21 protein-coding genes are annotated in these 18,859 nt (G+C 69.6%); 3 read left to right on the top strand and 18 right to left on the bottom strand.

Annotation, left to right across the window (positions count from 1 at the left end):
* Window positions 1-40: 40 nt before the first annotated feature.
* The 15 genes from IW245_RS34770 to prmC all read right to left on the bottom strand — a co-directional run bounded on the left by IW245_RS34770 (window position 41) and on the right by prmC (window position 11,128).
* Window positions 41-460: a DUF2550 domain-containing protein gene (locus IW245_RS34770; RefSeq protein ID WP_197007335.1), complete on the bottom strand. Its 420-nt coding sequence runs from the start codon at window positions 458-460 to the stop codon at window positions 41-43.
* Window positions 461-477: 17 nt separating this feature from the next.
* Complete coding sequence (locus IW245_RS34765) at window positions 478-765, bottom strand: F0F1 ATP synthase subunit epsilon (protein ID WP_197007334.1); 288 nt, start codon at window positions 763-765, stop codon at window positions 478-480.
* A gap of 271 nt (window positions 766-1,036) precedes the next feature.
* Window positions 1,037-2,461 (bottom strand): F0F1 ATP synthase subunit beta, encoded by a 1,425-nt coding sequence (atpD, locus tag IW245_RS34760; RefSeq protein ID WP_197007333.1) that lies wholly within the window; start codon window positions 2,459-2,461, stop codon window positions 1,037-1,039.
* On the bottom strand, window positions 2,461-3,405 hold the full coding sequence (locus IW245_RS34755) for a F0F1 ATP synthase subunit gamma (RefSeq protein WP_197007332.1): 945 nt from the start codon (window positions 3,403-3,405) through the stop codon (window positions 2,461-2,463). Before IW245_RS34755 ends, atpD begins: the two co-directional genes overlap by 1 nt.
* Before the next feature lie 9 nt (window positions 3,406-3,414).
* Complete coding sequence (gene atpA, locus IW245_RS34750) at window positions 3,415-5,064, bottom strand: F0F1 ATP synthase subunit alpha (protein WP_197007331.1); 1,650 nt, start codon at window positions 5,062-5,064, stop codon at window positions 3,415-3,417.
* A 70-nt stretch (window positions 5,065-5,134) separates the two neighbouring features.
* Window positions 5,135-5,959, bottom strand: coding sequence for a F0F1 ATP synthase subunit delta (locus IW245_RS34745; RefSeq protein ID WP_197007330.1), 825 nt, complete (start codon window positions 5,957-5,959; stop codon window positions 5,135-5,137).
* Entirely contained in the window at window positions 5,959-6,495 is a 537-nt protein-coding gene (locus IW245_RS34740; protein ID WP_197007329.1) for a F0F1 ATP synthase subunit B, read from the bottom strand. Before IW245_RS34740 ends, IW245_RS34745 begins: the two co-directional genes overlap by 1 nt.
* Window positions 6,496-6,526: 31 nt before the next feature.
* Complete coding sequence (gene atpE, locus IW245_RS34735; protein ID WP_197007328.1) at window positions 6,527-6,760, bottom strand: ATP synthase F0 subunit C; 234 nt, start codon at window positions 6,758-6,760, stop codon at window positions 6,527-6,529.
* 69 nt (window positions 6,761-6,829) lie between these two features.
* Window positions 6,830-7,609 (bottom strand): F0F1 ATP synthase subunit A, encoded by a 780-nt coding sequence (atpB, locus tag IW245_RS34730; RefSeq protein WP_197008836.1) that lies wholly within the window; start codon window positions 7,607-7,609, stop codon window positions 6,830-6,832.
* 45 nt (window positions 7,610-7,654) lie between these two features.
* On the bottom strand, window positions 7,655-7,879 hold the full coding sequence (locus tag IW245_RS34725; RefSeq protein WP_197007327.1) for an AtpZ/AtpI family protein: 225 nt from the start codon (window positions 7,877-7,879) through the stop codon (window positions 7,655-7,657).
* 132 nt (window positions 7,880-8,011) lie between these two features.
* Window positions 8,012-8,428, bottom strand: a complete 417-nt coding sequence (locus IW245_RS34720; RefSeq protein WP_197007326.1) for a hypothetical protein — start codon at window positions 8,426-8,428, stop codon at window positions 8,012-8,014.
* 10 nt (window positions 8,429-8,438) lie between these two features.
* A complete protein-coding gene (locus IW245_RS34715; RefSeq protein WP_197007325.1) occupies window positions 8,439-9,023 on the bottom strand; it encodes an arsenate reductase/protein-tyrosine-phosphatase family protein in 585 nt (194 codons plus the stop codon).
* A gap of 31 nt (window positions 9,024-9,054) precedes the next feature.
* Window positions 9,055-9,699 carry an L-threonylcarbamoyladenylate synthase gene (locus IW245_RS34710; protein WP_197008835.1) on the bottom strand — a complete coding sequence of 215 codons (645 nt, stop codon included), beginning with the start codon at window positions 9,697-9,699 and terminating at the stop codon, window positions 9,055-9,057.
* The gene (locus IW245_RS34705; protein WP_197007324.1) at window positions 9,699-10,313 is read right to left on the bottom strand and encodes an L-threonylcarbamoyladenylate synthase; all 615 of its coding nucleotides are present in this window, start codon (window positions 10,311-10,313) and stop codon (window positions 9,699-9,701) included. The genes IW245_RS34710 and IW245_RS34705 overlap by 1 nt, the downstream gene beginning before the upstream one ends.
* The gene (gene prmC / locus IW245_RS34700) at window positions 10,310-11,128 is read right to left on the bottom strand and encodes a peptide chain release factor N(5)-glutamine methyltransferase (RefSeq protein WP_197007323.1); all 819 of its coding nucleotides are present in this window, start codon (window positions 11,126-11,128) and stop codon (window positions 10,310-10,312) included. Before prmC ends, IW245_RS34705 begins: the two co-directional genes overlap by 4 nt.
* Window positions 11,129-11,200: 72 nt before the next feature.
* Here prmC and IW245_RS34695 point away from each other — a divergent pair, with 72 nt between their 5' ends.
* On the top strand, window positions 11,201-12,730 hold the full coding sequence (locus IW245_RS34695) for a GGDEF domain-containing protein (RefSeq protein ID WP_197007322.1): 1,530 nt from the start codon (window positions 11,201-11,203) through the stop codon (window positions 12,728-12,730).
* 126 nt (window positions 12,731-12,856) lie between these two features.
* Here IW245_RS34695 and prfA read toward each other — a convergent pair whose 3' ends face one another.
* Both prfA and rpmE read right to left on the bottom strand, forming a co-directional pair.
* Entirely contained in the window at window positions 12,857-13,942 is a 1,086-nt protein-coding gene (gene prfA, locus IW245_RS34690; RefSeq protein ID WP_197007321.1) for a peptide chain release factor 1, read from the bottom strand.
* Window positions 13,943-14,026: 84 nt separating this feature from the next.
* Entirely contained in the window at window positions 14,027-14,242 is a 216-nt protein-coding gene (rpmE, locus tag IW245_RS34685) for a 50S ribosomal protein L31 (protein ID WP_197007320.1), read from the bottom strand.
* 306 nt (window positions 14,243-14,548) lie between these two features.
* Between rpmE and IW245_RS34680 the strand changes: the two genes are divergently transcribed.
* Together IW245_RS34680 and IW245_RS34675 are read left to right on the top strand one after the other, a co-directional pair.
* Window positions 14,549-15,628, top strand: a complete 1,080-nt coding sequence (locus IW245_RS34680) for an RNA ligase (protein WP_197007319.1) — start codon at window positions 14,549-14,551, stop codon at window positions 15,626-15,628.
* A complete protein-coding gene (locus IW245_RS34675) occupies window positions 15,625-16,521 on the top strand; it encodes a phosphatase domain-containing protein (RefSeq protein ID WP_197007318.1) in 897 nt (298 codons plus the stop codon). Before IW245_RS34680 ends, IW245_RS34675 begins: the two co-directional genes overlap by 4 nt.
* 111 nt (window positions 16,522-16,632) lie before the next feature.
* On the opposite strand, the gene rho is transcribed toward IW245_RS34675, so the two are convergent.
* Window positions 16,633-18,711: a transcription termination factor Rho gene (gene rho / locus IW245_RS34670; RefSeq protein WP_197007317.1), complete on the bottom strand. Its 2,079-nt coding sequence runs from the start codon at window positions 18,709-18,711 to the stop codon at window positions 16,633-16,635.
* Window positions 18,712-18,859 lie beyond the last annotated feature (148 nt).

Below are 18,859 nucleotides of genomic sequence, written 5' to 3'. Positions count from 1 at the left end.
GGGCCTCGGATGAGTGCCGGGTAGCGCCCTGGACCTCGGATCAGTGCCGGCCGGGGCCCGCGGCTTCCAGCCAGCTCAGGAAGCCCGTCAGGGCGGCGTCGGCGATCGCGATCTCCACCGGCCCCCGGCCGCTGTTCAACTGCAGGATCACGCTGTCCGCCGGCATCGCGAGCTGCTCAGCGCCGTCCGGTGACCGCTTGGACACCACCGACAGCTCGGGGCGGAGCAGGATCCGACGCGGGTTGGGGGCGAGGCTGAACAGCCTGTACCACCGCAGCTCACGGCCGGCGAAGCGGCCCATGCCGACCGCCCATCCCCGGCCGGCGACGCTGGAGGTCAGCCGGATGGACATGTCGACAGTTCCGCCGCCCCGGGCGATCATGAGGCGGCGGACGAAGAGCATGGCGAGCAGGCAGAGCAGGGCAAGGACGCCGATCCCGATCGCTATGACTGCGTGCATCGGCGTCCGGCCCGGGGTTAGTGCGTCGCCGACTTGGCGGTTGAGGGCGCACACTCCTCAGCGAGGACCGTGACCCCCTCGGAGGTGACGGAGAGGAAACCACCCTCGACCGTGAAATACAGGTCGCCGGTCTCCGTGCCCTTGATCACGACCTCACCCGGCTCGGCCAGCTGACCGAGGAGCGGGGCGTGCCCCGGGAGAACGCCGAGCTCGCCCTCGGTCGTCCGGGCGCTGACCATCTCGGCCTCGCCGGACCAGACCTTCTCTTCAACGGCCACTAGCTCAACGTGCAGCTTCTTCGCCACAACGACACTCCTACGCGCGAAGACGGGGAACGAGGTCGATCCTACTGGGCGGTCGACCCGAATGCGGAATCGGGTCGGCCCGCACACAGGCCGGATGTGAGCACAGCCACCCTCCGGCGCTGTCGGGGAGCCGCCGGACGCCGGCGCCGGGTGGGCGTCACGGGTCGCGATCAGCGGGGGGTGGCCGGCGCGCGGCGGGGAGGCCCCACTCGTACCCGTCGAAAAAGGGCCCGACCACCAACGGCGGCCGGGCCCTTCTCGGGTGAAACAGTTACTTCATCAGCTCCGCGGCGTTGCGCTCGAGGTCCTCGAGGCCACCGCACATGAAGAACGCCTGCTCCGGGAAGTGGTCGAACTCGCCAGCGGAGATCCGCTTGAACGCGTCGACCGTCTCCTTGATCGGGACGTAGGAGCCCTCGACGCCGGTGAACTGCTTGGCGACGAAGGTGTTCTGCGACAGGAAGCGCTCGATGCGACGAGCCCGACCGACCACGATCTTGTCCTCTTCGGACAGCTCGTCCATACCGAGGATGGCGATGATGTCCTGCAGGTCCTTGTAACGCTGGAGGATCTGCTTGACCTCGGCCGCCACCCGGTAGTGCTCCTCGCCGACGATCTCCGGGGCGAGGATCCGGGACGAGGACGCCAGCGGGTCCACGGCCGGGTAGATGCCCTTGTCGGAGATCGACCGCTCGAGGTTGGTGGTCGCGTCCAGGTGGGTGAACGCTGTCGCCGGCGCGGGGTCGGTGTAGTCGTCAGCGGGCACGTAGATGGCCTGCATCGACGTGATGGCCTTGCCCCGGACGGAGGTGATCCGCTCCTGGAGCTCGCCCATCTCGTCCGCCAGGGTGGGCTGGTAACCCACGGCCGACGGCATCCGGCCCAGCAGGGTCGAGACCTCGGAACCCGCCTGGGTGAACCGGAAGATGTTGTCGATGAAGAGCAGCACCTCCTGGTTCGCGACGTCCCGGAAGTACTCGGCCATCGTCAGAGCCGACAGCGCGACCCGCAGACGGGTGCCCGGCGGCTCGTCCATCTGGCCGAAGACCAGTGCGGTCTTGTCGATGACCTCGGACTCGGTCATCTCGGCGATCAGGTCGTTGCCCTCACGGGTGCGCTCACCGACACCGGCGAACACCGAGGTGCCACCGAAGTTGTTCGCGACCCGGACGATCATCTCCTGGATCAGAACGGTCTTGCCGACACCGGCACCACCGAACAGGCCGATCTTGCCACCCTTGACGTACGGGGCGAGCAGGTCGAGCACCTTGATGCCGGTCTCCAGCATCTCGGTCTTCGGCTCGAGGTCCTTGAAGGCCGGTGCCTTGCGGTGGATGCCCCAGCGCTCGCCGAACTCGGCGTCGGGCTGGTTCATGCAGTCGCCGATGGCGTTGAAGACCTTGCCCTTGGTGACGTCACCGACGGGCACCGAGATCATCGAGCCCGTGTCGCGCACCTCGGCACCCCGGACCAGACCATCGGTCGGCTGCATCGAGATCGCGCGGACCATGCCGTCGCCCAGGTGCAGCGCGACCTCGAGGGTCAGGGTCTTCTTGCCGCCGGCCAGCTCGACGTCGATGTGCAGCGCGTTGAAGATGTCGGGCATCTCGTTGCGCGGGAACTCGGCGTCGACGACCGGGCCGATGACCCGGACAACGCGGCCGAGGCCGGTCTTGCTCTCTACAGCAGTGGTCATCACACTTCACTCCCTGCCGCCGCTAGCGCGTTGGCGCCGCCGACGATCTCACTGATCTCCTGGGTGATCGCAGCCTGTCGCGCGGAGTTACGGATCCGCGTCAGGTTCTGGACCATGTCATCGGCGTTGTCCGTCGCCGCCTTGCACGCCTTGCGACGTGCCGCCGACTCGCTCGCCGCCGCGTCGAGCAGCGCCGCGTAGATCCGGGTGTTGATGTACTTCGGCAGCAACGCGTCCAGAAGCACCTCGGCCTCCGGCTCGAACTCGTACGACGGGAGCAGCCCAGCGGCCAGCCCCTCCTCGCGCGGCTTGACCTCGACCTCCATCGGGCCAATGATCTTGGCCTCCGGAACCTGGGTCATCAGCGACTTGAACTGCGTGTAGACGATGTGCAACTCGTCGACACCCAGCACGCCGTCCTCGCCAGCGTGGTCGTCGCCGTCGTCCGCGCCGTTGATGAACGCCTGGATCAGCGTCACCCCGATCTCGCGGGCGTTGTCGAAGTCCGGCTGCTCGGAGAAGCCCGACCAGCTGGCGGTCACCGTGCGGTTGCGGAACTTGTAGTACGCCAGCCCCTTGCGGCCCGACACGTACAGCACCGGCTCCTTGCCCTCCGACCGGAGCTTCGTCATCAGCTGCTCGGCGGTCCGGATCGCGTTGGCGTTGTAGCCACCGCACAGACCACGGTCACTGGTGACGACGAGCACCCCGGCCCGCCGGACGCGCGGACGCGCGGTCAGCAGGGGGTTGTCGATGTTGCTGGTGTTGGTCGCCAGCGCTGTGAGCACCCCGGTGATGGAGCGGGCGTACGGCAGCGAAGCCGCCACCCGCGCCTGAGCCTTGGCGATCCGGCTGGTGGCGACAAGCTCCTGCGCCTTGGTGATCTTCTTCGTCGCCTTGACCGAACGGATCCGGCGATTCAGAGCACCGACATTGGCAGCCATCGCGCAGCCCTACTTCTTCTCGGCCGGCGGGGCCGTGTAGCGCGTGACGGACTCGCTGAGCTCGTGGTCGATCGCCTCCTGCGCCTCGGCGGCCGCGTTCGGCACGATCGAGTCGTCGGCGGCGAGGAACATCTGCTTGAACCGCGTGATGGCGGTCTCCAGCTCGGCGACCGCGTCGTCGGACAGCAGCTTCGTGGTCGCGATGCCCGAGAGCAGGCCCTTGTGCGAGTGCCGCAGGTACTGGACGAACTCGGTCTCGAAGCGACGGACCTCGGAGACCGAGATGTCGTCGAGCTTGTTCGTCGTACCGGCCCAGATCGAGACGACCTGCTCCTCGACGGCGACCGGCTGGCCGACGCCCTGCTTGAGCAGCTCGACCAGGCGGACGCCCTTGTCCAGCAGCATCCGGGACGCGCGGTCCAGGTCCGAGGCGAAGGCCGAGAAGGCCTCCAGCTCACGGAACTGGGCCAGGTCGACCCGCAGACGGCCGGAGACGCCACGGATGGCCTTCACCTGGGCCGAACCACCGACGCGGGACACCGAGGTGCCGACGTTGATGGCGGGGCGGACACCCTGGTTGAACAGGTCCTGCTCGAGGAAGATCTGACCGTCGGTGATCGAGATCACGTTGGTCGGGATGTACGCCGAGATGTCGTTGCCCTTGGTCTCGATGATCGGCAGACCGGTCATCGAACCGCCGCCGAGCTCGTCGGACAGCTTCGCGCACCGCTCGAGCAGACGCGAGTGCAAGTAGAAGACGTCACCCGGGTACGCCTCACGGCCCGGCGGACGACGCAGCAGCAGGGACACCGAGCGGTACGCCTCAGCCTGCTTCGACAGGTCGTCGAACACGATGAGGACGTGCTTGCCCGCGTACATCCAGTGCTGGCCGATGGCCGAGCCGGTGTACGGCGACAGGTACTTGAAGCCAGCGGAGTCCGACGCCGGGGAGGCCACGATCGTCGTGTACTCCATGGCCCCGGCCGCCTCGAGCGCGCCCTTGATGGAGGCGATCGTGGAGGCCTTCTGGCCGGTGGCGACGTAGACGCAGCGGACCTGCTGCTTCGGGTCCCCGGTCAGCCAGTTGGCGCGCTGGTTCATGATCGTGTCGAGCGCGACCGTGGTCTTACCGGTCTTGCGGTCACCGATGATCAGCTGACGCTGGCCACGGCCGATCGGGATCATGGCGTCGATGGCCTTGATACCGGTCTGCATCGGCTCCTTGACGGACTGCCGCTGCATAACGGTCGGCGCCTGGAGCTCCAGCTCGCGGTAGCCCTCGGCCTCGATGTCGCCGAGGCCGTCGATCGGGTTGCCCAGCGGGTCGACGACCCGGCCGAGGAACGCGTCACCGACGGGGACCGAGAGGACACGGCCGGTCCGCTTGACGGGCTGGCCCTCCTCGATGCCCTCGGCGTTACCGAGGATAACGGTACCGATCTCGCGGACGTCGAGGTTCAGCGCCAGGCCCAGGGACCCGTTCGCGAACTCCAGGAGCTCGTTGGCCATGGTCGACGGAAGACCGGCGACACGGGCGATACCGTCACCAGCCTCGGCGACGGTGCCGACCTCCTCGCGGGAGATCTCCGGCTTGTAGGAGGAGACGTAGCGCTCCAGAGCGCCCCGGATCTCCTCCGACGAGATGGTCAGCTCGGCCATCTTCAGGTTCCTCTATTCATCGGGTCGTTAGCGACTCGGCGTGACGGCCCAGGCGCTATGCGGAAGTCGCTTAGTTGCGCCCGGCGAGGGCGTTGCGGGTCTCGGCGAGCCGCCGGAGGATGGTGCCGTCGTACAGGTCGTGGCCGACCCGCACGCTGATCCCACCCAGGATCTCCGGATCGACGGTCACCTTGGCGGTGATCTCCCGACCGTACCGCCGGGCCAGCTCGGCGACGAGTCGCCGTTCCTGCTCGTCGGTCATCGGTACGGCAACCGTGACATAAGCCACGGACCGGTTCCGCCGCTCGGCGGCCAACTCGACGAGCCGGCTCACCGAACCGTCGAAGTTGCGCCCCTCGAACCCGGACACGGCCAGCTCGGCGAGTCGCGCCGTCACCGGCGTCGCCTTGCCGGCGAGCAGGTCGCCGACCAGCTGGACCCGACGGGTCAGCTCGGCCGTGGTGTCACCGACCGCCGAGGCGAGCCGGGAGTCACCAGCGACGACCTGGCCGAGCCGGAACAGCTCGTCCTCGACATCGGCCAGCTGGCCGGAGGACTCGGCGCTGGCTAGCAGCGCCTCGGCCCCGAGCCGCTCGGTGGCGTTGACCAGGTCGGTCGGCCGCGACCAGTGGCCGGAGACCAGAGCGCCGAGCAGCTGCGCCGCGCCCTCGCTGATCTTGCCGGCGAGGATCTGGTTCAGCAGCGCGGAACGGTCGGCACCGGTCCGGTTGGCGTCGGCCAGGGCCCGGCGCAGGCTCGGCTCACGGCCGAGCAGCACGGCTGCCCCGAGCACGTCGCCGGCGGTCGCCGCCACGTCCCCCGCCGGGGCGGAGGACGCGTAGCTGTCGAGCTGCGCGCGGGCGGCCGCGTACGACTCGCGGCTGGCGGCCTGCATCAGCGCCGCCCGGCCGGAGAAGCGTCGCTGTTCTCCAGCTCGGTCAGGAACCGGTCGACGGTGCCCTTCTTCCGAGCCTCGTCCGCGAGCGACTCACCGACGATGCGGCTGGCCAGCTCCACGGACAGCGAACCCAGCTCGCCCCGCAGCTCGTGCAGGAGCGACTGACGGTCGGCGGCGAGCTGCTCGCGCCCGACCGAGATGATCCGGTCACGCTCTTCCTGCGCCGCGGCGAGGATGTCGTCCTTGATCGAACCAGCGTCGGCGCGGGCCTCGTCGCGAATGCTCGCGGCCTCGGTCCGGGCCTCCGCGAGCTGCTGGCGGTACTGCTCCAGCAGCGCGTTCGCCTCGGCCTGGGCGACCTCGGCGCGCTTGATGCCGCCCTCGATCGCGTCGACCCGAGCCTCGTACGCCTCGTTCATCTTGGGGAAGACGAACTTCATCAGCACGAAGCACAGCAGGGCGAAACCGATCGTCCCGACGACAACTTCCTGCCAGATCGGGATGAGCGGGTTGTGCTCACTCGCGAGAAACATGAGAAACTCCCGTTCCCTTGCGGACCGGTTGTTAGGCGGCGGGGTGCGAGAAGACGAAGGCGAGCGCGAGGCCGAACAGCGCCAGCGCCTCGGAGAGCGCGAAGCCCATGAACAGGTAGGCGCGGGTCAGGCCGGCGGACTCGGGCTGACGGGCCGTCGCCTGGATGTAGGCGGCGAACACGATGCCTACACCGATACCGGGGCCGATGGCCGCGAGGCCGTAGCCGATCGAGCTGATGTCACCGGTGAGTTCGGCAAGCGTCATTTCGGTATTCCTCCTGGAGTATCTCGCGTGACTCTCACGCGAAACAGCTAACGGGGGTATATCTGAGCCCTAGTGCTCGTCGGCGAGAGCGCCCTGCAGCCAGGTGCCGGTCAGCAGGACGAAGATGTACGCCTGCAGCATCGCGACGAAGAACTCGAACAGCGTCATCGCGATGGCCATCGCGAAGGAGAAGACGGAGACACCGTAGGTGAAGGCGGTGCCGGCGTTGATCAGGACGAACCCGCCGAGGGTGAACACCAGCAGGATCAGGTGGCCGGCGAACATGTTCGCGAACAGACGCACCGAGAGGGTGACCGGCCGGACGATGAAGTTCTGGAAGAACTCGATCGGGATCAGCAGCGGCTGCAGGTACCACGGGGCCGGCAGGATCAGGTGGTTCTTGAAGAACTTGCCCGGGCCGGAGTTCTGGATGCCGACGAAGATGTACATCACGTACGAGATGATCGCGAGGACCACGGGGAACGCGATGTGCGTCATCGGCGAGATCTGCGCCAGCGGGATGATGCCGAACACGTTCATGAACGCGATGAAGCAGAACAGCACCGTCAGATACGGCACGAACTTGTCACCCTTGGGGCCGATGATCTCGCGGCCGATGCCGTTGCGCACGAAGTCCATGACCGACTCGGCGATCCACTGGCCCTTGGTGGGAACGATCTTCGGCTTCCGGAGCGCCACGGCGAACAGCACGATCAGCGCCGCGATCGCGATCCACAGCATGATGGTGAACTTCGTGACCCACGGGCCGGTGCCCACCACCGGGTCGAAGAAGAACCCCTCGTCGACCGTGGGCGGCCACGGGATCTCTGCCTTGGCGAGGACGACCATCGAGACGCTCACCGCACCATCCTTCGCTCTCGGAGACGGAAGCGCTTACGCGCCAAGCTTCTTGACGACCAGGTAGATCGCCCCGGCCATGCCGACCAACATGCCGATCATCATGCCGAAGTGCTTGGGCACATCCAGCCAGCGATCGACGATCCAGCCGAGGAAGCCCCAGACTCCGATCCCGGAGATCAGGTACCCGACGGCGGCCCAGCCCACGTTCGCACCATCAGCTGAGCTGGGGCGCTTCGGCGACTCTTTGTTGTCGGTCATGACGCGCAGACGATATCAGCCGAGGGTCGGATGAGTGACATCGACCCCCGGCGAACTGCCGGTACGCAGATTCCCACCGTAACCCCGCTCACAATCGCGGCCCATTCGGGTTGCGTAAGAGCGAACAGACGACTAATTCGGTTCGATTTCGACGTAGGGGATCCGGGCCTTCCACGTCCACACGGCCTGAGCCGTCGTCCACACGATGACCGCGCCGACCATGCTGAAGGCCATGGGGTTCAGCCCGGCCCAGCCGGTCTCCTTCAGCGCGGCGAGCCAGATGCCCAGCAGGATGAACTTCACTGAGTAGACCGTGAGCCCGACCGGCAGGACCATCTTGCGGTTCACCGCGTCGGCCCAGGCCACGATCAGGTGCGACAGCACGTAGCCGACGCTGACCAGCCCGACACCGGCGGCCGCGCCGGCCGCGCCGACGGGACCTTGGAAGACCAGACCGGCGAGGGCCGCGACGACGAGCCCCACGCCGCTGGCTGCGAGGGCGGTCGGCAGATGCCGGAGGCGCCTGGTCAGCGCGGCACGGGTAATCATGCCGGCGATTCTACGCGGAGCCCCCGACGAGCACCCCGGCCAGCGGGCGCAGGGTGGACTCGATCTCATCGGCGGTGCGGGCGTAGGTGCGCTCGTCCAGACCGTAGGGGTCGGCGAGATCATCTCCGGGTACCGGACGGGAGCCGGCCCTGGCCGCGTCCAGCGCCGTGACGAGCGCCACCCCCCGGCCGTACAGCGACTCCGCGTCCCCGGTGAAGTCCGGCAGCTCCCCGGCGTACGCCGCGAGCAGCCGGCCGAACTCGCCGAGCACGAACGTCCTGCCCCGCGCGGTCGGGCTCAGGTTCAGCACGTGGTCGTACTGCTCGTGGGTCGCCGTCAGGATGAGGTCAGAGCCCTCGATGTGCCCGACCGTGAGCTGACGGGCGCCGAAGCCGTCGACGTCCCCGCCCCTGGCCAGCACCTGGCGGGCGGCCGGCGGGTTCATCGGCTCGCCCCGGTGCCAGTTGCCGGTGCCGGCGCTGTGGCTGTACACCAGGCCGGCGTGCCCGCCGAGGGCCAGCAGGAACAGCCGCTCGGCCATCGGGGACCGGCAGATGTTGCCGACGCACACGTGCAGGACCGAAAAAGGCGTCACGCGGCCGCCCCGCCCCGCTCGACGGGCCAGCTCATTCGTCTTCTTCCGCCACGTCCGGGGCCACCTCGCGGAGTTGGGCGAGGGACAGCGCCCCTACCCGGAGGATCTTCGGCGTCGCGTTCGTGCAGTCCACGATCGTGGAGGTGAGCTGCTCGGGGGCCGCGCCGGCCTCCAGGTACACGCTGACCTCGTAGCCGAACTGGGTCCGTGCCTCGTCGGCGGTCAGCGCCGCCGGGTCCGACGGCTTGTTCGCGCTGGACACGGCCATCGGGCCGGTCTCGCGGATCAGCTCCAGGGCCACCGGGTGCAGCGGCATCCGGACCTGGATCACGCCGTCGGTGTCGCCGAGGTCCCAGTCCAGGCTGGGCGCGTGCTCGACGAGGATCGTCAGCGGGCCCGGCCAGAACGCCTCGACCAGGTCCCTGGCGGCCGACGGCAGGCCGTAGACCAGGCCGTCGAGCATCTGCCGGGAGCCGACCATCACCGGGGGAGGCACGTCGCGGCCCCGGGACTTGGCGCGCAGCAGGGTTCCGACGGACCAGGACTTGAAGGCGTCGCAGCCGATCCCGTAGACCGTGTCGGTGGGGAAGACGACCAGGTCGCCGCGCTTCACCGCCTCGACGGCAGCCGTCAGTCCGCGGTCCCGCTCGGCCAGCTTGGCGCAGTCGTAGAGCATCACGTGCGCAAGTCTCGCACGACCGCCTCGATCTCCTCCACGCTCACGGCCCCGAGTCTCAGCACCTCCCAGCCGGCGCCGACGCACCGGACGATCGTCGAGGGCGTGCCCAGGGCCGCCGGCCCGCTGTCGACGTAGACCGCAGCCCTGGTCCCGAGCTGGCGTGCGGCCTCCTCCGCCGTGGTCGCCGGGGGCTCGCCGTGCAGGTTGGCGCTGGACACGGCCAGCGGGCCAGCCATGGTCAGCAGTTCCCGGGCCACGGGGTCCGCCGGCATCCGGACCATGACCGTGCCGCCGGTCTCGCCCAGATCCCAGCCGAGATCCTCGGCCTGCGGGACGACCAGGGACAACGCGCCCGGCCAGAACCGCTCCGCCAGCGCCCGGGCGACCGGGGCGAGCGGGGCCGTGACCAGGTCGAGCTGGTCCCAGGTGCCGATCAGCACCCCGGAGGGCCGCTCCCGGCCCCGGCCCTTCGCGGTCAGCAGCCGGTCGACGGACACCTTGTCGAAGGGGTCGGCGGCCAGGCCGTAGACAGTGTCGGTCGGCATGACCACCAGCTCGCCCCGGCGGACGGCCGCGAGGGCCTCGACGAGGGCGGCCTGCACGCCGGTCATCGCCGCACCGCCGTCACGAAGCGCGGCCGGCCGGCCAGGTCCCGGTGCGCCGTGACCGCTTCCCAGTCCCCCGAGGCCGCCATCAGGGCCGGCACGGACTCGCCGTGCTGGTCGTCGTGTTCCATGCCGAACGATCCTCCGGTACGCAACAGGCCCGCCGCACGGACCAGCAGGGGACGGATGACCGACAGTCCGTCCTCGCCGCCGAACAGCGCGACGGCCGGATCGTGGTCGATCACCTCGGGCGGCAACGCCTCTGTGGTGGGCACATACGGCGGATTCGTCAGCAGAAGGTCCACTGTGCCGTCGAGGTCGGCCAGGGTGGACGGATCGGTCGCGTCACCCGGTACGACCGTGACCGATGTATTTTGGGTGTTGCGGCGGAGCCACGGCAACGCGTCGGGGTCACGTTCCACCGCGTAGACGACAGGGATCGTCCGTGCAACGGCGCACGCGATGGCCCCGGACCCCGAACACAGGTCCACGGCGATCCCCGCCCGTACCTGGGACAGTCCCCACTCGACCAGCAGCTCGGTCTCGGGGCGCGGCACGAACACGCCGGGCCCGACCGCGAGCTCCAGCCCGGCGAAGTGCGCCCGGCCGGTGAGATGCTGGAGCGGTATCCGCTCGGCCCGCCTTGCGACCAACTCCTCGAATCTCGTGACCAACTCGGGAGGGAACTCGTCGACCAGCACCAGCCTGCCCCGTGGGACATCCAGCACAAAAGCCGCAAGTAGTTCCGCATCCACCCTGGCTGACGGCACCCCGGCAGCATTCAGACGAGAAGTCGCTTCCGCGATCAGCCGTCTGGGCATGTCCTTACCCGCTCCGTACACCCCATAATCATCACTGCAGCCCCAAGAGCCGGACCGGAAGGGGGGTATCGCGTGGCCTCCACCATCGAGCGCATCCGCAGACTGCTGCGCGCGAACCGGTCCGCCGAGGCCTCGACCCTCGCAGAACGCCTCGCCGCCAGCACCCTCGATCCCGAGGAGCGGGCCAGCGCCCTAGTGCTCCGCCTGTCAGCTCTGGTGAATCTCGGCCGCACCGTCGAGTGCGCCTCGGCGGTCGACGCCGTGTTCACCGCCCTCAAGGACTGGTACGACCCCACGCTCTACGGCCGGGCGCACGCCATCGCCGCGATAGTCGCCCACGTGCAGGGCTCCCTCGACAACTGCGTCACCCACCTCGTGCGCAGCGCCCGCGCGCTGTCGTCGGTGTCCCCCGCCAACGTCGACACGGCGCTGGGCTGGCACAACCTCGCGATGGCGTACTCGTACATCGGGTTCCACGGCCACGCGCTCGGCGCGATCGAGCGGTCCCGCGAGGTCGGGGCCGAGGTCGGCGTGCCCGAGGAGGAGCTGGCCACCCCGAGGGTCCGGCTGCGGCTCGCCGTGGCGCTCGACCACACCGGCGACACCGACGGCTGCCTGCGCGTCCTCCGCGACGTGTACGCGGAACTGTGGCGCTACGTCGAGTCCGGCGCCGTCCCCCGGCTGCGCCCCACGATCCAGGGCAACTTCGGGTACGCGGCGGCGCGGCTCGCCGCCCTCGGCGAGCCGATCGAGGTCGACGCCGCCCGGCTGCTGCGGCACGTCGGCGACAGCGTGCGCTCCCGCGAGCTGCGGCACCTCGGCGACGTGTGCCTGACCATCGCCGCCGGCCGGCCCATCGAGGCCCTGGTCCGGCTCGGCACGCTGGAGGTCTCCCCCGACACCCTCGGCCCCGCCGAGCCCCGCCGGCTGCGCGCCCTGGCCCACCTGCGGGCGAACGACCCGGCGGCGGCGTACCGGGAGGACCGGCACGCGTTCCGGCTCGCGTCCTCGCACCACGACAAGATCCGCGACCTGTTCGTCGACGGGGTCGCCGCCTGGCTCGACCACGCCGACCTGCGCCGGACCGTCGCGCAGTACCACGGGCAGGCGCTCACCGACCCGCTCACCGGCCTGCCGAACCGCCGGCACCTCGAGCACTACGTCACGACCATGGCCCAGCGCGGCCAGCCGGCGATCCTCGGCGTGGTCGACCTGGACAAGTTCAAGGCCATCAACACCAACCACGGGCACCTCGCCGGGGACGCCGTGCTGCAGCGGATCGCCGGGATCCTCGCGAAGGTGATCCGCCGGGGCGACTTCGTGGCCCGGTACGGCGGCGACGAGTTCGTCCTCGTCCTGCCCGAGACCCAGATCGCCGAGGCGCACGAGATCGCCAACCGGGTCGCCACGGCGATCACGGTCGAGGACTGGGACGCGCTGGTGCCCGGCACCCCGGTCGGGGTGACCATCGGCTGGTCGGAGACCAACGGGGTGGACACGGTGGCCTCGGCGTTCACCAGCGCGGACGTGGCGATGCTGCGGGCCAAGGAGAAGCCTGCCGAGGGCACGCAAGCCCGAGAATGGCTCAAGCACACGGCTTAGTGGGTGGGGGCCCGCTGAGCGCGACGATGCGTGCGTTGTCGGCGCTCCCGCATACAACACCGGTATGCGGGAGCGCCTCCGCCTTCGCCTCCCCGCGCTCAGCGGGCCAAGACGTCAGGTCAAGGGCTACTTGCGGCCCAGTTCCTCGCCGGCGATCCGGGCCTCGCGGTCGGCCGTCGACAACGCGTCCAGCACGCCGTCGAGCTCCCCGTTGAGCACCAGGTCGAGGTTGTAGGCCGTGAAGCCGATCCGGTGGTCGGAGATCCGGTTCTGCGGGTAGTTGTACGTCCGGATCCGCTCGGAACGGTCCATCGTCCGGACCTGCGACTTGCGCACGTCGGACGCCTCGGCGTTGGCCTGCTCCTGGGCGTGCAGCAGCAGCCGGGCGCGCAGCACCCGCATCGCCGACTCCTTGTTCTGCAGCTGGGACTTCTCGTTCTGGCAGCTCACCACGACGCCGGTCGGGATGTGCGTGATCCGCACCGCCGAGTCGGTCGTGTTGACGGACTGACCGCCCGGGCCGCCGGACCGGTAGACGTCGATCCGCAGGTCGCCCTGGTTGATCTCGATGTCCACCTCCTCGGCCTCGGGGAGGACCAACACGCCGGCCGCGCTGGTGTGGATCCGGCCCTGCGACTCGGTCGCCGGCACCCGCTGGACCCGGTGCACGCCGCCCTCGTACTTCAGCCGCGACCACACGCCCCGGCCGTCCTCGGGCACGCCCTTGGTCTTCACGGCCACGGAGACGTCCTTGAAGCCGCCCAGGTCGGTGTTCTCGGAGTCGATGACCTCCGCGACCCAGCCGTGCTTCTCCGCGTACCTCAGGTACATCCGCAGCAGGTCCCCGGCGAACAGGGCGGCCTCCTCGCCACCCTCGCCGCCCTTGATCTCGATGATCACGTCCTTGGCGTCGTTCGGGTCGCGCGGCAGGAGCAGCTCGGACAGCTTCTCCTCGATCACCGGAATCCGCGCCGCCAGCTCGACGGCCTCCGCCGCGAAAGCCTCGTCCTCGCCGGCCAGCTCGTTCGCGGCCTCCAGGTCGGAACGGACCTGCTCGAGCTCCTTGGCGGCGGCGGCGATGCCGTTGAGTTCCGCGTACCGGCGGCCGACGCGGCGCGCCAGGCCCTGGTCGGCGTGGATGGCCGGGTCGGAGAGCTGCTTTTCCAGGTCGGCGTGCTCAGCGAGCAGCGAGGAAAGCCTGTCCGTGCTCATGCGTGACTCCTGTGACTTTTCGGACACCGATGGGAAAAGCGAACGCCGCCCGCCCCTGAGCAGGGGTGGGCGGCGTCGGCGAAGCTACTTGGCGGCGGTCTTCGCGTACTTCTTCTGGAACTTCGCGATCCGACCACCGGTGTCGAGGATCCGCTGCTTGCCGGTGTAGAACGGGTGGCAGGCCGAGCACGTCTCGACGTGCAGCGAACCGCCCTTGACGGTGCTGCGGGTGGAGAAGGTGCTGCCGCAGGAGCACACGACCTCGGTCGCGACGTACTCCGGGTGAATGTCCTTACGCATAGCGCGGGTCCTCTCGATGTGGTCGCCGGGTCGCCTTCGCGGGTTCGCGGGGCGGGAACCGGTACCTGGCCGATGTAACAGTCTGCCATGGGGCACCTATTCCAGGCCGTCAGGGGTGGCCTAATGCACTGGCCCCGGAGGCTGTGATCCGGCAGACTCGGCGACCATGAGTAGCCGGCAGTGCGGGGTCGCCCCGCGACAAACAAGGCGGCGTTCGAAACGTCATTAGGCGTTTCACCCCCTTCCGGCACTTTCCCTGGCACCGCGTTCCGGTGACCAGGATCACCCCTCCCTAAGGACAACCCCATGATCCGCCTCGACGAGGTGGTGGACCCGACGCTGCTCGCGACCATGGTCGCCGAGGGCTACGTCCGGGTCCGGCCGCACCCGACCCTCCCCCTGGCCATCCACAACTACAGCGAGAAGGCCCAGTACGAGGGCGTCTGGAACGCCGCGACCCTCGCCTGCCGGGGCCTGATCAGCCACACCGGCACCGGCGAGGTGCTCGCCCGGCCGTTCCCGAAGTTCTTCACCTACGGCCAGGTCGAGGTCGGCCCGCTCGACCTGGGCGCGCCGGTGTCCGTCACCGACAAGGCCGACGGGTCCCTCGGCGTGCTGTACCCGGCCGGAAACGGCCACGAGATCGCCACCCGCGGCTCGTTCGCCAGCGACCAGGCTCTGCACGCCACCGCGCTGTGGCGGAAGCGTTATGCGGCCTACACGCCGCCGGCCGGCCTGACCCTGCTGTTCGAGATCGTGTACCCGGCGAACCGGATCGTCGTCGACTACGCCGACCTCGACGACCTGATCCTGCTGGGCGCGGTCTCGGTCGCGACGGGCATGTCGCTGTCCCCCGACGACCTGGCCTGGCCGGGGCCCCGGGTCGAGTCGTTCGGCTACCCGACGCTGGGCGAGGCGCTGGCCGCCGAGCCCCGGGCGGGCCGCGAGGGCCTAGTTGTCCGATTCACGGGGTCGGAGCGCCGGATCAAGATCAAATATGACGAGTACGTCGCCCTGCACCGCGTCGTCACCGGCCTCAACGCCCGGGTGGTGTGGGAGGCGCTGGTCGACGACGCGTTCGGCGCCCTGGTCGAGCGGCTGCCCGACGAGTTCCACGCCTGGGCGCGGGCCGTGTCGACGGAACTGACGGCGCGGGTCGAGGCGGAGGCGGAGCGGGTCGAGGCCGTCTACGCCGGCATCGTCGCCGGCCTGCCCGACGGCTGGACCCGGAAGGACTTCGCGCTGGTCGCGGGGCGCCACCCCGACCGGGGCTGCCTGTTCAGCCGACTCGACGGGCGGGACTACCGACAGTTCCTGTGGCAGCAGGCCAAGCCGGCGGCAGACTGGACCCCCACGGGTCGAGTATTCGATGAGGAGAACGCATGACCGAGCGTGTGACGCTCACTGTGACGCGTGGACTGCCCGCCTCCGGGAAGTCCACGTGGGCCCGCACCGCGGACGGGGTGCGGGTCAACCGCGACGACCTGCGGCGGATGCTGCACGGCTCGCACCTCGGTACGGGCTGGGCCGAGAAGCAGGTCACCGTCGCGCAGAAGGCTGCCGTCGAGGGGCTGCTGCGGGCCGGTACCAGCGTGATCTGCGACGACACGAACCTGCGGTCCCGGGTGGTCCGCGAGTTCGCCGAGCTGGCCGCCGCGTGCGGGGCCGGGTTCGTGGTGCGCGACTTCACCGACGTGGACGTGGCCGAGTGCGTGCGCCGCGACGCGGGGCGGGACACGTCCGAACAGGTCGGCGAGTACGTGATCCGGAGCATGTACGAGCGCTACCTCGCCGGCAAGAAGCTGCCGCTGGCCGTGCCGGAGGTGTCCGTGGACGCCGAGCGGCCCTACCTCGCGCCGGCCGGCGGGGCCGACATCATCCTCGTCGACATCGACGGGACGGTGGCGCTGATGGGTGACCGCAGCCCGTACGACTGGGCCCGGGTCGGCATCGACCTGCCCAACCGGCCCGTGATCGCCGCCGTCCGGGCCATGCACGCCGCCGGGCACGGCATCGTCTACTGCTCCGGGCGCGACGAGGCGTGCCGGGCGGAGACCGAGGCGTGGCTGGACAAGTACGTGGGGCTGCCGTCCCTGGGGCTGTTCATGCGGCCGGCCGGGGACCAGCGGAAGGACTCCATCGTGAAGAAGGAGATCTTCAACCGCGAGATCCGGGACAAGTACCAGGTCGCCTGCGTTTTTGACGATCGCATGCAAGTTGTCCGGATGTGGAGGTCGCTCGGGCTCACCGTGATGCAGGTGGCGGAGGGGAACTTCTAGCCGAACGGCCGCCGCGCGTCGGGTGAGGGACGCGGCGTAACAAATAATGGTTTTGATCTTCAAGCGACTGTGGCCCGCCGGTTCCCCGGCGGGCCACAGTCATGTCGGGGACTACTCCCCGGGCGTCGACTTCGCGATCTGCATCAGGAACTCGACGTTCGTGCTCGTCTTCTTGAGCCGGTCCAGCAGCAGCTCCAGGGCCTGCTGCGGGTCGAGCCCGTGCAGCACCTTGCGCAGCTTGTGGACGATCGCCATCTCCTCGCCCGCCATGAGGATCTCCTCACGCCGGGTGCCCGAGGTGATGACGTCCACGGCCGGGAAGATCCGCTTCTCCGCGAGCTTGCGGTCGAGCTTGAGCTCGGCGTTACCCGTGCCCTTGAACTCCTCGAAGATGACCGTGTCGCCCGTGGAGCCCGTCTCGACCATCGCCGTGGCGATGATGGTCAGGGAGCCACCGTTCTCGATGTTGCGGGCCGCGCCGAGGAACCGCTTCGGCGGGTACAGCGCCGTCGAGTCGATACCACCGGACAGGATCCGACCGCTGGCCGGCGACGCGTTGTTGTACGCGCGGCCGAGGCGGGTGATCGAGTCCAGCAGGACGACGACGTCGTGGCCCAGCTCGACCAGGCGCTTGGCCCGCTCGATCGCCAGCTCCGCGACCGTGGTGTGGTCCGACGGCGGCCGGTCGAAGGTGGAGGCGATGACCTCACCCTTCACCGACCGCTGCATGTCGGTGACCTCCTCCGGACGCTCGTCCACGAGGACGACCATCAGGTGGCACTCCGGGTTGTTCGCCGTGATGGCGTTGGAGATCGCCTGCATGACCATCGTCTTACCGGCCTTCGGCGGCGAGACGATCAGCGCGCGCTGACCCTTGCCGATCGGCATGACCAGGTCGATGACCCGGGTGGTGAGGACGTTCTGGTCCGTCTCGAGCCGCAGACGCTCCTGCGGGTACAGCGGGGTCAGCTTGTAGAACTCGGGGCGGTTGCGCGCCGCGTCCGGCTCCATGCCGTTGACCGTGTCGAGCCGGGCCAGCGGGTTGTACTTGTCCCGCCGCTGCTCGCCGTCCTTGGCCTGCCGGACGGCACCGGTGACCGCGTCGCCGCGCCGCAGGCCGTACTTGCGGACCTGCGACATCGAGACGTAGACGTCGTTCGGGCCGGACAGGTAGCCGGTGGTGCGGATGAACGCGTAGCTGTCGAGCACGTCGACGATGCCGGCCACGGGGACCAGGACGTCGTCGTCGTTGAACTGCTGCTGAGGCTCGCGCTCGTTGCCGCCGGCCTCGCCGCGGTCGTTGCGACGGCCCCGACGGTCGCGGAACCGGCTGCGCCGACCCCGACGGTCGCCGTCGTCGTCCCCGTCGTCGTCGCGGTCCGGGCCCCGGTCCTCGTTGCGGGCCTGGCCGCGGTTGGCGGCCTGGTCCGCGTCGCGGGCCGGACGCTCGGAGCGCTGGTTGTTCCGCTGGCCACGGTCGGCCTCGTCGGCGCGACCGGCACCGCGCTCGCGGCGCTCGCCGCGGTCGCGGCCACCCTGCTCCTCGGAACGCTCGCCGCGCTCGGGGCGCTCGTTGCGACCCTGCTGGTCCTGGGTGCGCTCACCGCGGGCCGGACGGCGCTCGTTGCGGGCCTCGTCGGCACGGGTGCTCCGGGCGGCGGGCTCGGCGTTGGTCCGCTCGTTCGTCCGCTCCGCGGCGACCGGCTCGGCGTTGACCCGGGCGGGTGCCTCGGCGGCACGGGCCGGCTCGTCGGCCGGGGCCTCGGCGGCGGCACGGCCGACGCGGGGCTGCGGCGGTCCTGCCGGGCGGGTGGCCCGACGGGCGCGCGGCTCGGAGCGGGAGTCGTCCCCCTGTTCGGTGCCGGGCAGGCTGGGCTGCTCGGCAGCGGCAGCGGCCGGCTTCTCCGGGGCGCTGCGCCGCGTCGTCGCAGGCGCTTCGCTGGTCGTTCCAGCGGCGGCCGTGACCGGCACACCCTGGTTGGTCTGAATGGCTGCGATCAACTCGCCCTTACGCATGCGCGCCGTCCCCGAAATGCCGAGCGACGAGGCCATGGTCTGCAGCTCCGGCAGGAGCATGGCCTGCAGGCCGGTGCCCGTACGCCGACGCCGAGAGGTGCCAGCGGTCTCCGGCTTGTCGGCCGGCGCTGCGGTGTCGGTGACATCCGACTTCTGGTCGGTGATGTCGCTCAATGGTTTCCTTCCATCGATTGGCCCGGGTGTTCGCCACGAAGATCTGACGGTGACACCGAACGGCCCGTGAAACCCCGCGTCAAGATGCTCGCGGGTCTAGAACAGCCAGTAGACGCGGCCGAATGGTGACTGGCGGCGCTTGCCGTCG

It is taken from the genome of Longispora fulva, from assembly GCF_015751905.1.
In the GTDB taxonomy this organism is placed as follows: Bacteria; Actinomycetota; Actinomycetes; order Mycobacteriales; family Micromonosporaceae; genus Longispora; species Longispora fulva.
Note: the sequence above shows the minus strand (reverse complement) of the source record. Positions and strands in the feature narration are given on the sequence as shown.

Excerpts from the sequence above, each read along its gene's own strand:
- atpA (WP_197007331.1), bottom strand. The coding sequence starts at position 5,064 with ATGGCCGAGCTGACCATCTCGTCGGAGGAGATCCGGGGCGCTCTGGAG.
- IW245_RS34710 (WP_197008835.1), bottom strand. The coding sequence starts at position 9,699 with ATGCTCTACGACTGCGCCAAGCTGGCCGAGCGGGACCGCGGACTGACG.
- prfA (WP_197007321.1), bottom strand. The coding sequence starts at position 13,942 with ATGAGCACGGACAGGCTTTCCTCGCTGCTCGCTGAGCACGCCGACCTG.
- atpD (WP_197007333.1), bottom strand. The coding sequence starts at position 2,461 with ATGACCACTGCTGTAGAGAGCAAGACCGGCCTCGGCCGCGTTGTCCGG.
- IW245_RS34680 (WP_197007319.1), top strand. The coding sequence starts at position 14,549 with ATGATCCGCCTCGACGAGGTGGTGGACCCGACGCTGCTCGCGACCATG.
- IW245_RS34675 (WP_197007318.1), top strand. The coding sequence starts at position 15,625 with ATGACCGAGCGTGTGACGCTCACTGTGACGCGTGGACTGCCCGCCTCC.
- IW245_RS34725 (WP_197007327.1), bottom strand. The coding sequence starts at position 7,879 with ATGACCGACAACAAAGAGTCGCCGAAGCGCCCCAGCTCAGCTGATGGT.
- IW245_RS34755 (WP_197007332.1), bottom strand. The coding sequence starts at position 3,405 with ATGGCTGCCAATGTCGGTGCTCTGAATCGCCGGATCCGTTCGGTCAAG.
- IW245_RS34745 (WP_197007330.1), bottom strand. The coding sequence starts at position 5,959 with ATGCAGGCCGCCAGCCGCGAGTCGTACGCGGCCGCCCGCGCGCAGCTC.
- IW245_RS34770 (WP_197007335.1), bottom strand. The coding sequence starts at position 460 with ATGCACGCAGTCATAGCGATCGGGATCGGCGTCCTTGCCCTGCTCTGC.
- rpmE (WP_197007320.1), bottom strand. The coding sequence starts at position 14,242 with ATGCGTAAGGACATTCACCCGGAGTACGTCGCGACCGAGGTCGTGTGC.
- IW245_RS34740 (WP_197007329.1), bottom strand. The coding sequence starts at position 6,495 with ATGTTTCTCGCGAGTGAGCACAACCCGCTCATCCCGATCTGGCAGGAA.
- atpE (WP_197007328.1), bottom strand. The coding sequence starts at position 6,760 with ATGACGCTTGCCGAACTCACCGGTGACATCAGCTCGATCGGCTACGGC.
- prmC (WP_197007323.1), bottom strand. The coding sequence starts at position 11,128 with ATGCCCAGACGGCTGATCGCGGAAGCGACTTCTCGTCTGAATGCTGCC.
- IW245_RS34705 (WP_197007324.1), bottom strand. The coding sequence starts at position 10,313 with ATGACCGGCGTGCAGGCCGCCCTCGTCGAGGCCCTCGCGGCCGTCCGC.
- atpB (WP_197008836.1), bottom strand. The coding sequence starts at position 7,609 with ATGGTCGTCCTCGCCAAGGCAGAGATCCCGTGGCCGCCCACGGTCGAC.
- IW245_RS34720 (WP_197007326.1), bottom strand. The coding sequence starts at position 8,428 with ATGATTACCCGTGCCGCGCTGACCAGGCGCCTCCGGCATCTGCCGACC.